At 73.2% G+C, this 14,714-nt stretch carries 8 protein-coding genes; 3 read left to right on the forward strand and 5 right to left on the reverse strand.

The features are described from left to right. Positions 1 to 91: 91 nt before the first annotated feature. Both AB0D01_RS32920 and AB0D01_RS32925 read right to left on the reverse strand, forming a co-directional pair. On the reverse strand, positions 92 to 1,963 hold the full coding sequence (locus AB0D01_RS32920; protein ID WP_363061764.1) for a DNA/RNA non-specific endonuclease: 1,872 nt from the start codon (positions 1,961 to 1,963) through the stop codon (positions 92 to 94). Between the two features lie 585 nt (positions 1,964 to 2,548). Next, positions 2,549 to 2,983, reverse strand: a complete 435-nt coding sequence (locus tag AB0D01_RS32925) for a hypothetical protein (RefSeq protein WP_363061876.1) — start codon at positions 2,981 to 2,983, stop codon at positions 2,549 to 2,551. A 716-nt stretch (positions 2,984 to 3,699) separates the two neighbouring features. Between AB0D01_RS32925 and AB0D01_RS32930 the strand changes: the two genes are divergently transcribed. Then, positions 3,700 to 7,074 (forward strand): ALF repeat-containing protein, encoded by a 3,375-nt coding sequence (locus tag AB0D01_RS32930; RefSeq protein WP_363061766.1) that lies wholly within the window; start codon positions 3,700 to 3,702, stop codon positions 7,072 to 7,074. A gap of 74 nt (positions 7,075 to 7,148) precedes the next feature. On the opposite strand, the gene AB0D01_RS32935 is transcribed toward AB0D01_RS32930, so the two are convergent. Next, a complete protein-coding gene (locus AB0D01_RS32935) occupies positions 7,149 to 8,387 on the reverse strand; it encodes an MFS transporter (RefSeq protein WP_363061768.1) in 1,239 nt (412 codons plus the stop codon). Between the two features lie 107 nt (positions 8,388 to 8,494). Here AB0D01_RS32935 and AB0D01_RS32940 point away from each other — a divergent pair, with 107 nt between their 5' ends. Then, positions 8,495 to 9,049, forward strand: a complete 555-nt coding sequence (locus AB0D01_RS32940) for a CGNR zinc finger domain-containing protein (protein WP_363061770.1) — start codon at positions 8,495 to 8,497, stop codon at positions 9,047 to 9,049. Between the two features lie 74 nt (positions 9,050 to 9,123). Here AB0D01_RS32940 and AB0D01_RS32945 read toward each other — a convergent pair whose 3' ends face one another. Both AB0D01_RS32945 and AB0D01_RS32950 read right to left on the reverse strand, forming a co-directional pair. Next, positions 9,124 to 9,717, reverse strand: a complete 594-nt coding sequence (locus AB0D01_RS32945) for a DinB family protein (protein ID WP_363061772.1) — start codon at positions 9,715 to 9,717, stop codon at positions 9,124 to 9,126. A 351-nt stretch (positions 9,718 to 10,068) separates the two neighbouring features. Next, positions 10,069 to 10,263, reverse strand: a complete 195-nt coding sequence (locus tag AB0D01_RS32950; protein WP_363061774.1) for a hypothetical protein — start codon at positions 10,261 to 10,263, stop codon at positions 10,069 to 10,071. Positions 10,264 to 10,459: 196 nt separating this feature from the next. Between AB0D01_RS32950 and AB0D01_RS32955 the strand changes: the two genes are divergently transcribed. After that, positions 10,460 to 14,596, forward strand: a complete 4,137-nt coding sequence (locus AB0D01_RS32955) for a tetratricopeptide repeat protein (protein WP_363061776.1) — start codon at positions 10,460 to 10,462, stop codon at positions 14,594 to 14,596. The last annotated feature ends 118 nt before the right edge of the window (positions 14,597 to 14,714 follow it).

Raw genomic sequence — 14,714 nt, forward strand, 5'->3', positions numbered from 1 at the left:
CCGGGCCTGAACAGCACGAGCGAAACCTCCGACGACGAAGCTACATGCCTGAACCGAGTCCCGCTCACAGAGCTCGTTTACGGGACAGCCCTTAGTTTCCGAGATTGAGGGTGCCCGTGTCCTTCAGGGTGTTGGGCACGAAGACGTTGGGGAACAGCTCTTCCCTCGTTCCGTTCGCCCGCTCGATGGTGGCGCTCATGGTCATCCCCAGCGGAATCGTGCTCGTGTCATCTCGGAAGACGGGGTTCACCTGGTAGAAGATCGCGTCGTCCGCCCCGAAACCGGACTCCTTCACCTTCTCCTGTGCCTCGCGTTCGAACGTCCTCATGCTGGGCGTTCCGGTGTTCATGCCCACCTGCCAGCAGGGGACGAGATTGTCCTGGCCGCCGTCCTCGATCTGGCCGGGTCCGCCGAGGATGTTGGCGATCAGGTGACAACGGGCCTGACCGGTGTCGGGGGCGAAGTCGTCGCGGAACTTCTGGGCGTCCAGCCAGCCCGTGGGGCTGCCCGAGGCGGCCTTGCCCGTTCCGGGCTTCTTGCCCAGGCAAGCCTGCGCCAAGGAGGGCCGGGTACCGGCCGGGCCCGGCGGGTTGGTCGTCTTGTTCACGTGGTCGACCGGCTTCGTGGTGTTCTTGCGCCACCCGTTGCCGGAAGGGACGGCGCCGGCCGGCGGAACCCGCAGGCATGCGGCCTGCGCGGCCTGGGTCGGCGTGCTGATGTCGACCTTGAACGGGTCCGCGTCGATCACCCGCTGGTCTTGGAAGCCTTCGGCGAGCTTCCGGTCGGCGAACTGCCTGTCGGCCGGGGAGACGTGAGCGCGTACGCACGGCGCGGCGGGGTCGAGTTCCAGGCTGTTGCCGAGGACGTAGGTGTCCCAGCCGCCGCTGCTGGCATTGGGGATGAGCTCGACGCAGCGAGCGCCGGCGCTGCCTCCTTCCTTGGTTTCCGCGAAGGGGAACTGGCCGCAGGTGTCGTTCTCGACGAGGTCGTCCCTGGACTTGAACGTTCCGCAGGTTCGGCTCTCGCGGTCGGCGGTGCCGGCCTTCTGGCGGGTCAGCGGCTTGGTCTTGCCCCAGCCGTCGTTGAGGCTCTGCTGAGCCCACTGGTAGGCGGCGACCGCGCCACCGGCGTCCGAGCCCTGCGCCTTCATGGGCACGACGGCCATTTCGGAGGGGACGACGCAACCGGGCGACGGGGCGGCCCCGACCTCTCCCACCGCGTCGTCACAGCGGATCCGGCGCGGGTTGGTCCACGAAGCGTTCGGATCGGTGATCGTCGCGCCCGGCATGGTCACGAACAACTGGTACGAGGTGCTGAACTCCGCGACGGCTCCGGCGGCGGGGGTCGAGGAGTACGTGACGGGCCCGGTTCGGGACTGGCCCTTCGTCAGGTCCGCGCCGTACCACGGCGCGTACTTGGTCGCCGTGCAGCCGGCGCCGCAGGCGGCACGGAACTTGACGCTCAGGGTGGTGACGTCGCCACGCGCTTCGGTCATCCTCACGGTGACCTGCTCGTTCCAGGTCGTACCGCTGGCGGGCAGCGAGGCGCTCGTGGCGACCTCCAGGGTGCCCCATCCGATCTCCACACCGTTGCCGTCACGCAGGGTGTAGAACACGTTCAGACCGCTGACGCAGTACGAGAAGCGCTCGTAGGAGTAGTTGCCGGCGCCGCCCACCGAGCAGGCGGCGTCCGCCGCAGGGCCCTGCGGGACGCTCGGCCGGGGCGCGGCGCCGGACCGGGCCGGGGAGGGGCTGAAGCTCACGCAGGCCTCCACCGCGCCCCTCCCGCGTTCCTTCGACCCGGCCTTCGTGGCCTCGCAGTGCTCCGCGGACTTCTTGGGAAGGTCGTCGAACGTCGTCGCCGGTAAAGCGGTGTCGGCCCGGTCCGGGCCGGCCGTCCTGCCGGACGCCGCCGGGGTCGGCTGCGCGACGGCCGTACCGGTCGTGGCGAGTCCCACTGTCACTGCGGCCAACACCGCGAGCACGGCTGACCTGGCGCGCCGCCGGAATGCGGCGCGCGGACGTATTCTGTGCATGCTTGTCGGGTTCCTCTTGTCTCGGTGGCGGATGGGTGGGAACGCGGCGGAGTGGCGTGCCGGGTGGCCTGCCTACGGCGCCCCGGCCGTCACCACCGCGTCCGGGACTTCGAGTTCGCGAGGCGAACGGGCGGGCGTCGCGTTTCCCGTGTCCCGCCGAAGGCCCGGCGCGACGGATCAGGCCGCGCGGCGGTCCGGGCCGGATTCACCTGTTGCCGGACCCGGATCGGCCGGAACGCCGTCGGGGCCGGCGAGGCGTGCGGAAATACGCCGGGGCGCGGAAGGCGAACCGCGTTGCTCGCGGGGTCCGTGGGTCGCGGGACGTGTACGGGCGAGGGCGACGCGTACGGAAGACCTGTGCGGCACGGGCGCAGCGGGGTCGGCCGGTTCGCCGGTTCCGACCCGCGGACGAAGTGACGTGGCTGCGGTCCCGTCACCCCGCCCGCCCGGGCCGCGGACCGCGCGGTGTCCGAGGTCGTGGGCGGGCGATGGCCGCCGAGGTCCGGCAGGTTGCTACCGAGAGGTCCTGATCTCGACGAGCATGTGGTCGCGGCCTTGGTCGTCGGCGCTCTCCCCCACGGGGGTGAAGGCGTCCTTCGGCACCGTGTACGACTTCTCCTCGGTGCCGACGGTCATGTCGACCTGCGCGGTCTGGCCGGCGCTGCCGCGGATGCCGTAGACCGCCGGGATCTCCATCGTCAACCAGCCGCTGGCGCCGGTGACCTTGAAGCAGATCTTCTCCTTGGCGCGCGCCCAGACCTCCAGAAGACCCGTTCCACTGGCGCAGTCGGCCAGGGTGATGTGGCCGTCACCGCGCTTCAGCAGGATCTTCTTCTCGGCCAGGATCTTGTCGGCCAGCGGGTAGTCGAACGTCTCCACGGCGTAGCCCGGCCCCTCGTCCACCACCGGCTTGGCCGAAATCGTGTCCCCCGTGTCGGCGGACACCAGGAACGTCGCGGCGGCCAGTGCGGCGGCGCAGCTCACGGTGAGGACACGCAGGTAATTCTTCACTGAAGCTCCTGTGGAAATGGGCCCGGGGCCCTCCGACAGCGGTCGTGGGGGCGTGAAAAATTTCCGAAAACAGACGTCGAGACCACTGCGTCAATTCCCCCGACCCCTGCCTGATTACAACTCCGGAATAGTCGCCTGTCCAGGTGAACAAAATGGACGCACGACTCAGGAGGCGCCCCACGCCCAACATGTGCCCCTTCTTGCGAAAGAATGGGCGAAATGACCGGTGCGCACTTACGGAATGACAATCACTCTGTCGACGAATGTGACCCACTGTCACAGAAAAGCGTCGCGGCGGTACACCGGGTTCCCGGATTCATGAATTCCGGCCGGCCGGATCCGCGTGATAAATGGCTCGTTGGCGCCGGGACTGAATCCGACGCGATTTGCTTTACTCGGCGCTGGACGCGCCGGCTCGCCGGAGCGGCGGTGAAGCGAGGGGTGTTTCCGCAGGGCAGGTCCCGGAGGCGCGTACACGGGCTCGGTCGCGGGGCGTGGGCGCGCACGCCGAGCGGTTCCGCGGGCCCACCGCCACGCCGTGGGCCCGCACGCCTACGTCACCGCCCTCGCGCCGCGGGCGGCCCCCGCACCTCTGAACCGTCTTGTACCACCACGTCAACGTGCCCCACAGGTCAGGACTTTGAGGAGTACCCGTGCCGATCACCTTCATGAGCAGACGTCGACTCCTCGGTGTGCTGGCCGCGGCGACCGCCGCCGCGGCCTCGCCGATCCAGCTGACACGGGTGGCCCGTGCCGCGGGAAGCGGCACGAGCGGCGCGCTGCCGGACACCGCCCGGGCCCGGGCCGTCATGGCCTGGTTGTCTGGCGGCCGGGAGACACGTGCCCTGGCGGCCCGGGCGCTGGCGGGGACCGACGCCGAGGTGAACGCCTTCCTGGGCGACCAACTCGTCAGAACCACCGCCGAGGACAACCGGGTCGCGGCGCTGGCCTGCATGGCGGGCGCGGGCAAGGCGATGCGTCGCGAGGGGTCGGCGGCGCTGCTCGGCGGTGACGCGGCCGTCGCGGCGTTCGTCGGCAGCGGCTACCGGGCGGCCGTGTCCGAGGACATGAAGGTGGCCACCGCGACGATGGTCAACTTCGGCGGCCGTGCGGTGAGGAGGGCCGGCACGGCGGCACTGGATGCGGGCACCGACCAGGCTCTGGAGCGGTTCATCATCGAAGGGCACTGGACGGCCGAAGAGGAGGACATGCGCGTCGAGACCTTGACGATCATGTCGGGCGCGGGGCCGGAGGTGAGGAAGTACGCCGACCGCGCCATCCAGGGCACGGACGCGGACCTCTCCTGGTTCCTCGAGATCGGGCAGCACATCGCACGGGCGCGCGATCAGGAGAAGGCGACCATCAAGGAACTCGTCGCGGTCGTCGAGCGCGAGGGGAAGCTGGCGCGGGCGAGCACCGATCTCGCCGTCGAGGCCTCGCAGCGGGCCCAGACCGCGGCGGAACGCGCGAAGGAGGCCGCGCAGAAGGCGGCGGCCGCGGCCGAAGCGGGCAAGGCGGACGCGGCCAGGTCCGGTGCGGCGGCCCGCAAGGCCGCGTCCGCCGCACAGGGGGCCGCGGACGCCGCCCGTATCGCCATCCGCGCCTCGAACACCGCCGTGGAGGCGGCCCGTCGCGCGGCCCGGGCCGCGACGGGCGCGTCCCAGGCGGCAGCCGTCGCGGGGGCGGCGGCCTCCACGGCGTACAACGCGGCGATCGCCGCCTCCAAGGACGCCTCCAAGGCGGCGGCCGCGAGGGAGGCCGCCGTCGCCGCGCGCGACGCCGCGGCCAAGGCGCAGAGCGCGGCGACCGCCGCCGACCAGGCGGCCATCGCCTCCGAGGCCGCGGCCGGCGCGGGCAACGCCGCCGCCTCGGCGGCACGTGAGGCCGCCACGGCGGCGAGGGCCTCGGCCCAGGCCGCCGACGCCGCCGGGATCGCCCAGTCCGAGGCCGCGCGGGCCCGACGCGAGGCGGACATCGCCGCCGGCGCGGCGAACGAGGCCACCAACGCGGCCTCCACCGCCCAGACGCTGGCGGGCACGGCCGCGGCGGCGGCCCGGGCGGCGCGCGACGCGGCGAACTCCGCGGCAGGTCACGCCCTGAAGGCGGCGGCAGCGGCGGAGGAAGCCGTCACGTACGCGGGCCAGGCCATCGACTACGCGAACAAGTCCACCGCCCACGCCGCGGACGCGGTCAAGGCCGCCGACACCGCCACCAGGACGGTCTCCGAAGCCGTCGCCGTCGCCGCCAAGGCCCGCGAGGCGGAGTGGGCGGCCCTGGAGGCGGACCGCAAGCGGGGCCTGGAGGAGGCCAGGGAGCTGGCCGCTCAGGAGGCGGCGGACCGCGCTGCCTCGCTGAACAAGCGCACCCAGGCCCAGCAGATCACCCAGGCCCTCAAGGAACTGATCGCCAAGGCCGAGCAGGCGCTGTCCTCCGGGGACCTCGCCCGTGCGGTACCCCTGGGCCGGCAGGCGGCGGTGGGTCTGCTGCGGTCCAAGGGCAGCTGGACCCGGGAGGCCGCGCAGTTCGCCCTCGCGGGCAGCGACGACGACGTCCTGAGCTGGATCGACCTCGACCGCTCCCTGGCACAGGCCCAGGACGACCGCGAGACGCTGCTCCACGTCGCGCGGATCTCCGGACCGGAAGTGGCACGTGGCGCGGCGGACGTCCTGGCCGGCGGCAGCGACCAGGCCGTGGGGGACTTCAGCACCAGCGGGGTCATCGCCCGTCGGTCCGAGGAGAACCGGGTCCTCATCTTCCGGCTGCTGAACGGTGAGGTCGGAGCGGCGGTGCGCAGGGCCGCCGACAAGGCACTGGCGGTCAACACCGCCGAAGCCCTGCAACGGTTCTTCGACGAGGAACTCTCCGCGGCCGTGGAGGAGGACGTACAGGTCAGGATCGCGTCGCTCATCCACACCGGCGGCGCCTACACCAAGGCCTTCGGCGAGGTGGCGCTGGCCGGGCCGAGTTGGATGAAGCTCCACTTCGTCAACGTGGTCAGCCACCATGCCGCCCGGCTCGATCACGACTCCGCGAGCCACGCGGCCGCGATCCAGGCCACCGTCTCCGCCGCCGCCAAGATCGCCCAGGAGGCGCAACGGGACGCCGCCTACGCCTCGCGGGCCGCGGCCGACGCGCGCAACGCGGCGGCGGAGGCCCAGCAGTGGGCGAACAGGGCGCTCCAGGCCAAGGAGAACGCCGCGGCGTACGCCGTCGAGGCCAACGCCAACGCCAACGCCGCGGAGACGTCGGCCAGGGACGCCCAGGCCCGGGCGGACCAGGCCAAGCAGGCAGCGGAGGTCGCGCGCGCAGCGGCTCGGTCGGCCAACTACTCGGCGAACAAGGCGATCGACTCCGCCCGTGGCGCCCTGACCTCCGCCCGCTCCGCCCGCGCGTCGGCCACCGCGGCCCACGATTCGGCCATCGCGGCGGGCAAGAGCTCGGGCGAGGCGGCGGCAGCGGCGTCCGAGGCCCGCAGGATCTCCATCGTCAAGCGGGAGCAGGAGGTGGCCGAGGCGGCCCGCAAGGCGCAGGAGGAAGCGCAGCGGCTCGCCGACGAACAGCGGAACCCCGCCGATGTTCCGGAGAACGACCAGGTCAATCCCAACGGCACCAACGGCACGGAGAAGTGGTGGTCGGACGCCGGTTGGTGGGCGGACGCCTTCGAGGTCATCAGCGACTGGTCCGGGCTCGGTTCGCTCCTGGCCCTGGGAGCGATGGCCCTCTTCCCGCCGGCGGTTCCGGTCCTGGTCGTGGTGGCCGGTGCGCTCTTCGCCGCCTCCGCCCTCTCGGGGGCGCTCAGCAGCCTGTTCAAGGGCATCGAGTTCGGCTGGCTGAGCAAGGAGTTCGGAGAGTCCGTCGGCCACCTCGCCCTCAGCCTGCTCTCGCGCGGCGGACGGGGTGGCTGGTCCGTGGCCTCGAAGGCGACGGAGAAGGCCGTGGACGCTGCGGTCACCGTGGGCAAAGCCGGTATCGACACCGGTTCGAAGATCGTCAAGACGCTCGGTGGCGGCATCAGGAAGCTCCTGTAATCCCGCACGCAGTCGCACCGCACCGCACCCGGCGGCCCGGCCCGCACGGTTCGGCCCGAACGGTCCGGCGCCGTTCACGGTCGTGCCGAGCCGGCCTCCTCGGCCAACGGTCCCGGAGCCGGGTCGGCGGGTGCGGTGCGGCGGGTGTCGCGTCGGGCCAAGTGGTACAGGAGGGCGGCCGCCGCCTGTGTGAGGGCCGCCGCGAGCAGGTACCAGGGGGCGGTGGCGACGGTGGCCGTCCCGGCGAGTGCGGAGCCGGCCGCGGCGGCGGTGATCTTCAGTCCGGCGCCGATGGTGAAGACCTGCGGACGCCATCGCGGTGGGGCGTGCTCGGCCCGCAGCCGGAGGGTCGCGGTGAGGACGAGGCCGTCCCCCGCGCCGGCCACCGCGTAGCAGGCCGCCACGAGCGGAAGCGGGGAGACCAGGGTGGCCGCGGCGAGCCCGGCGGCGGTCACGAGCAGGCCGACGAGGGCCGACCGCTGTGACGAGGTGACGTTTCGCCACCGGGCCATCCCGAGCGTCCCGACCAGGGCGCCGACCGCGAACGCGGTCATCAGCAGGCCACCGGCCCCCGGGTGGCCGAGCCTCGTGGCGAGCAGGACGGCGGTCGTGGTCAGCGCCCCGATGCCGGTGAAGGCCAGGCAGGTGGCCGCCGTGATGGCGCGCAGTTCCCGTACCTTCCACACGGTCGTGGCGCCGTCGACCAGATCCCGACGGAGCGGTGTGCGTTCCGTCGTCGGGGACTCGCCCGCGCGCGGGCGCAGCGTCGTCACGAGTGCGCAGGCGCACGCGGCCGTGCCGGCCAGGATGAGCAGGGCCGTCGTCGGGGAGAAGTACGAGGCGGCGAGGCCGGCGGTACCGGGGCCGGCGATGCCGGCGACGTTGTAGACCACCGCGTCCCAGGAGTAGGCGCGGTCCTGCTCCTCGCCCGCCGGCAGCAACCGGGTGATGAGGCTGGACAGTCCGCCGGAGACGATCGGCCCGCAGCAGCCTCCGGCCGCCGCGACGACGAGGGTCAGGGGAAGGGGAAGGCGTCCGATGCCGAGGGCGAGGGCGGCGATCGACAGGGCGAAGCCGCCGAGCGCGCCGGCGTAGAGGAGTCGCGGACGGCGTGCCCGCGCCGCGACGGCTCCCGTCAGCGGCGCCGCGAGGACGTGCGGCGCCATCCAGGCCGTCAGGACGAGTGCCCCCTGCGCCGCGCCGCCCGTGCGGTGGACGGCCAGCAGGATCACCGCCACCGCCACGCCTTCATCGGCCAGCCGCGCGCATAACGCGGTCAGCAGGTACCGCCGCGCTCCGGATCGTCCTGACATCGCCACCTCCACCGAGTAACGGGTTCTTCCTACAAGCCGTTACAGTAAGGGACGCAGGTCACCCGACGACAACCCGCCGTCCGGGCCGTGGATCAAGGAGCGCGTACGTGGCACCTCAGGGCTTCCAGGCCGCCCAGCGTCTGATCGATCTCGCGAACGCCGTACGGGCCCACCCCGACCTGCCCCGCGAGGTGGCCGTGCCGCTCCTGGCACATCACGGCGAAGCCCCGCAGGACCTGACGGAGGCCGCGCTCTCCGACGCGGACCTCGTGGAACTCAGGGACGCCGCCCTGGAGATGGCCGACGTCCTCGCCGAGAGCGACACCGACCGGGCGGCCCCGGCCCTCAACGAGATCCTGGCCCGCCACGCCACCGCGCCCCGGCTGTCCCGGCACGACGGCCACCCGTGGCACCTCCACGTCGACCGTGACCAGGCCGGATGGGCCGAGTGGTTCCTGGCCGCCGGCGCCCTGGCCCTGGCGCAGGTCCTCACCGAGCACGGTCGCGCCACCTGGGGCGAATGCGCGGCGCCCGACTGCCGCACCCTCTACCTCGGCGCCGGCCCCGGCAGCCCGCGCCGCTACTGCTCCCCCACGTGCGCCTCCCGCACCCGGGTAGCCGAGCACCGCCGCCGAAGGACGGTCACCTCGTCCGACACGTGACCCCGACCGCGGGCGCGGGCTTGACGGCAAGAGGGCGCGGGGCGCTGCGGGTCGCCTTCGGGCCGGTCGGGCGGTCAGGCCTGCTTGGCCTGGGCCGCCTTCGCGGACGCCTCCAGCTTGTCCCGGTACGCGCGGTACCAGGTCTCCTCGGCGTCGGGCATGTTGGTGTTGCCCGCCCGCATGCCGGCCTTGCCGTCGATCAGTTCGCGGACGATGTCGGCGTGGCCGGCGTGCCGGTTCGTCTCGGCCGTCATGTGCAGCATGATCCGCTGGAGCGTCACGTCGCCGGCCTCGCCCCACCAGGCGACGCGGCCCGGCGCGTCGAGCGGCAGCGCCTCGATCGTCGCGTCCGCGTGCGCGCGGGCCCGCCGGTAGAGCCCGAGGACGTCCTCGCGCGATTCGTCGGCGGTCGCCCACATGTCGGCGTTGGGCTCGGCGTCCTCGTCGTGCCAGGGGAAGGACTCGCCGTGCGGGCGGCCGAACGTCGGCCCGAAGTAGCCGAGTTCGACGCCGGCGAGGTGCTTGACGAGGCCGAGGAGGTTGGTGCCGGTCGGGGTCAGGGGGCGGCGTACGTCGTACTCGGACAGTCCTTCGAGCTTCCAGACGACGGCGTCGCGGGCGGCGTCGAGGTAGCGGTGCAGGTCGTCTTTCGGGTCATTGGCATGCATGGGGCCGAGTCTCGCAGAACCTGCTGACAGGCGGCCGGGAGGCTTGCGCCGTCCCGCTTCGTCCGACCCGGGTGCTTCCCATGGTCATGGACGTCCATCGGCGTCTCCTCACATCTCCTGACGCACGCCGTCTCCTCGCGCCCCGCGTCTGCCCGGTCGTGGACGTATTCGTTCCGTCCCGGAGCGGAGGGTCCGCAGTTCTCGGGCACCGCCCGGGGCCCGTTGTGCTGTGATGGCGCGGTGGACGCTCTGACGGCGGCCCGGGCCTTGGCGGGCCCCGGCGGCGATGGGGGTGGTGGCCGCCACCGCGCCCGGTTCGGGCGGGGCGGCGGCCGGACGGGCTTCGGGACCTCAGCCCGAGAACCGTTCGAGCAACCAGCCGATCACGGCGCGGACGGCGCCACCGACGGCGCCGCCGAGGACGGTCGGCGCCCACGGGGTGCGCTCGCCGTCGGGCCGGCGGGTACGGGATGTGTTCGGCGTACGGGGCGCGTCCGTGGTTCGGGACGTCTGCCGGGTTCGGGGCGTCCGGCGGGTGCGGGACATCTTCGTCGGTCTCCTTCGGGGTGGACTTCGGAGGGGAGTGTCGGCCGACGAGGAAGAGGATGCGGGTCACGGCGGTCGCTCGGCCGTCGCATGGGAGGCATCGGGAGCCCCGGGGCATTCGCCCTGGTGGCGGCAGGTGTGGCGAGGGATCGTCAGGGATGGTCCGGGATGGTTCGGACCGTGGGGGGAGCCGAAATTGACGGCGTACGACGAAGCCAGGGAGTTCTTCGCGGCCGGGCTGGCCGAGGTGCGGGCGGCGGCCGGGACGCCGTCGTTCGAGGAGTTGGGTCGACGCGGTGAGCGCCGGCTGCCGAAGTCCACCGTCAACAGGGTGCTGCGGGGTGATTTCCAGGAGCCTCCGTCATGGGACCTCGTCCAGACGTTCCTGGAGGTCTGCGAGGCGATCGCCGCCGAGTCCAAGGGGCCGGAAGTGTCCGCCGCGCACTTCGACCTGGAGGTGTGGCGGGGGCGGTACGGGCGCCTGGAGGTCCTGTGGGAGGCGCACCGGGGCGACGAGGACCCGGGGGCGGCCGGGACGCCGCTGCCGGGAGTGCGGCGGTTCCCGCCGGCGGGCGTGCGGCCGGCGGCGGATCTGCTCGGTCAGCCGAGCCAGTTGCTGCTGGCCCGCCACGAGGTGGTGCCGTTCACCGGCCGCGCGGACGACCTGGCCGCGCTGATCGGCTGGCGGGACGGGAAGCAGCCGGAGGGGGCTCGACGGGAGGGGGATCAGGAGGCGGGGAAGCAGAGCGCCGGGAAGCCGGTCGCCGCCTCGGTGGCGTTGCTGTACGGCCGGGGTGGGCAGGGCAAGACGCGGCTGGCCGGTGAACTGGCCCGGCGGACCGCCGTCGTACGGGGGTGGAAGGTGTGGCAGGCCACGCGGACGGGCGCGGTCGTGCCGGTCGACGGCCGCCCCGGGCAGGCTTCGCTGGGCGGCAGCGCGCTGGTGGTGGTCGACTACGCGGAACGGTGGCCCGCACCGGAGTTGGAGTCCCTGTTGGGCGCTCTGGTCGCGCGGCGCGGGGCGCGGCTGCGGGTCCTGCTGATCGCCCGGTCCGCCGGCTGGTGGTCGTACCTGTTGGACGACCTGCGTACGCAGGGCTACGAGGAGCAGGCCGCCTTCCCGCTCCGGGCGCTGCCCGACGGGGACCTCGGCGCCCGGGTCGAGGCGTTCGAGGTCGCCCGCGCGTGCTTCGCCGAGGCTCTGGGGCTGGATGAGGAGGAGGCCGCGTCCCTCGCGACGCCGGAGGGCCTCGGCCGTGCGGAGTTCGGGCTGATGCTGACGGTGCAGATGGCGGCGCTGGTGGCGGTGGACGCCCGGATCAGGGGCGCGGAGCCGCCCCGGGATCCGGGTGGGCTGTCGAGGTACCTCTTGGACCGCGAGCGGGGGCATTGGGCGAAAGTGGCGCGGCGACCCGACCGCGTCACCTCGGCGGAGGTGATGGGGCAGGCCGTGTTCACGGCCACCCTGACGCGTCCCCGGCGGCACGAGGTGGCGCTCGCCGCGTTGAGGGCCGCCGGTGTGGACGGTCCGGCGTCCCATCGGCAGGTCCTGCGCGAGCACGCCGACTGCTACCCGGCCGCCGAGCCGAGGACGTACCTGGAACCGCTCTACCCCGACCGGCTCGGCGAGGACTTCGTGGCGCTCAGCACGCCCGACGACCCCGACGACCCCCACCGCTGGGCGGAGGGGGCCGCCGCCCGTCTGCTCGGAGTCGCCGGCGACGTACCGTCCGGGGCCCCCGCGTCCTCGGGGGCCGCCGACGCGTCCGCTCCGGAGTGGAGTCGCGACGTACTCACCAACCTGATCAACGCCGCCGCGCGCTGGCCCCACCTCGCCGCCCACGAGCTGGCCCCGCTCGCCGTCGAGCACCCCCGCATCGTGCTCCGCGCGGGCAACGCGGCCCTGGCGGCCCTGGCCCGGATCGAGGAGGTGCCACTGGAGGCGTTGGAGGCGATCGAGGCGGTGGCTCCGTCCGGGGACCCGGACCTGGACGTGGGCATCGCCGAGATCACGGACCGTTTCTCCGTCGACCGGATCCGGTCGGCCCCGGACCCGACCGCGCGGGCCACGCTGTATTCGAAGAGGGCGTGGCGGCTGTCGAACACGGGCCGGCACGAGGAGGCCCTGACGGCGATCGAAGAAGCGATCGGGCTGCACCGGATGCTCGCGGGGGACGGCGACGTGGAACACCGGGCCGATCTCGCGTGGGCGCTGAACAGTCGGAGCAACGAACAGCACTGGACCGGAGACCACCGCGCCGCGCTGGAGTCGGCCGAGGAGTCCGTGGCGCTGTTCGCGGCGGTCGTCAACGACGACCCGAAGAAGATCGCGAACCTCGCGGTCGCCTTCACCACCCTCTCCCTGCGGCTCGATCAGCAGGGACGGACCGCCCAGGGCCTGGGGTTGTTGGAGGAGGCGGTCCGCATCACCCGGCTGACGGCCGAGGCGAACCCCGCGATCTTCCGCCCCGATCTGGCGAGCATGCTGCACAACCTGGGCGGCCGATTGTCCGCGGTCGGCCGGTACCGGGACGCGCATGCGGCCGAGACGGAGGCGGTGGCCATCTACCGGCAGTTGGTGGAACAGGATCCCCGGGCCCACCTCGGCTCCCTGGCGAACGCCCTCGACGGCGTGGCGGTCGCGCTGAGCGGCGAGGGCCGTCACCGCGAGGGCCTGGTACCGCGCGAGGAGGCGGCGGCACTGCTGCGGGCCGGCGCCGAGGACAATCCGGGGGCCTATCAGCCGGTCCTGGCGAACACGCTGCTGAACCTGGGGGCCGACTTCGGCGAGTCCGGTGCGCTGCGGGAGGCCGTACGGCGTTGCCGCGAGTCCGTCGCGCTGTCGCGGGAGCTCGTCGAGCGCAGCCGCCCGGCGCATCTGCCGGGGCTCGCCCGGTCGCTGATGGTCCTCGGCATCTGGCTCGGCAAGTCCGGTGCGTACCAGGAGGCCGTCGTCCGCTGCGAGGAAGCGGTGGCGTCGTTCCGGGAGTTGGTCGCGCTCGATTCCGAGAGCCATCTGCCCGGGCTCGCGGAGGCCCTGCTGAACCTCGGCCCCCGGGCGTCGGAGGCCGGTCGGGCGGAGCAGGCCGAGGCGGCCTGCCGGGAGGCCGTCGCACTGCACCGCCAATTGCTCCCGTCCAATCCCGTGGTGTTCCGCAGCCGGCTGGCCATCACGCTCGTGAACCTGGGCAACAGGCTCGCCCAGGGATCCGCGGCCGAGGAGGCCGTGGTGTGCTTCCGCGAGGCGGCCGAACTGGCCCGGGAGGTGGCGGAGGAGAACCCGGGCAAGGGCCTGCCGATCCTGGCGGGCGTCCTGACGAACCTGGGACGTCAGCTGAACGCGGTCCGACGGCACGCGGAGTCCGTGACGGTGGCGCGGGAGGCGGTCGACCTCCAGCGGTCCATGGTGCGGGGCGACCCGCGTGTGCACGAGCCGGGATTGGCCGCCGCGCTGGCGATCCTCTGCGACACGCTGAAAACGGCGGGCCGGTACGAGGAGGCCGCCACCTGCGGCGCCGAGGCGGTCGCCCTGCTGGAGCGCCTCGCCGCGGATCTTCCGGACGTGCACCGGCCTCACCTGGGGCTCGCGCTCAGGAACCACGGTCGGGCGCTGGCGGCGCTGGAGCGCAAGCACGAGGCCGTGGTGGTGGCCGAGCGTGAGGTGGAGGTCTGGCGGCATCTGGCGCAGGGCGATCCCGGGGGCCACGCGTTCGAGCTGACGGTGGCCCTGGACCGGCTCGGCGCGCTCCTGGCGGAGGTCCGGATGCACCACGAGGCGGTCCGGGTGGGCCGGCAGGCCGTGGCGCTCTGGCGGGACATGGACCATCCGGCCGCCGAGCGGTTGCTCGCGTTCTCGCTGGGCAGTCTGGGGCGTCCGCTGGCAGCGCTGGACCGGCACGAGGAGCTCACGGCTGCCGGGGAGGAGGCGGTCGTCATCTGGCGACGGCTCGCCGAACGGGATCCGGCCGCCCACCGGCCGCACCTCGTCATGGGGTTGTTCTACGGGCTCGGTCTCCCGCTGGCGCAGGCGAAGCGGTGGCCGAGGGCCGAGGGACCCCTCCGAGAGGCCGTGGACCTCCAACGGCGGCTCGCCGACGAGGACCCGGGCGCCCACCGGCCGCACCTCGCGCACATGCTCGTCGCCGTCGTGCTGATGCGGATCACCGGGCAGCGCGGCCTGCGGGAGGCGCTGGGCGCGGCGGAGGAGGCCGTGACGATCTACGAGGCCCTGGCCAGGCTGAACCCGGCGTTCCGCCCACCTCTGCACGAGGCCGCACGTCTACGGGCCCACCTGCGCGACAGCCTCCCGCCCGAGGGCCGGCGCCGGACCTGAGACCCGTCCACACCCGGTCCACACCCGGTCCGCTCCCTGCGCGTCCACGAAGCTCCACGGGCTTTTCCCCTGATTCCTCCCGGGAGGCCCCGCCCTTCGGGGAGGGGAGGTTTCACAG

Origin of the sequence: Streptomyces sp. NPDC048606 (assembly GCF_040650855.1) — a bacterium.
Classification (GTDB): domain Bacteria; phylum Actinomycetota; class Actinomycetes; order Streptomycetales; family Streptomycetaceae; genus Streptomyces.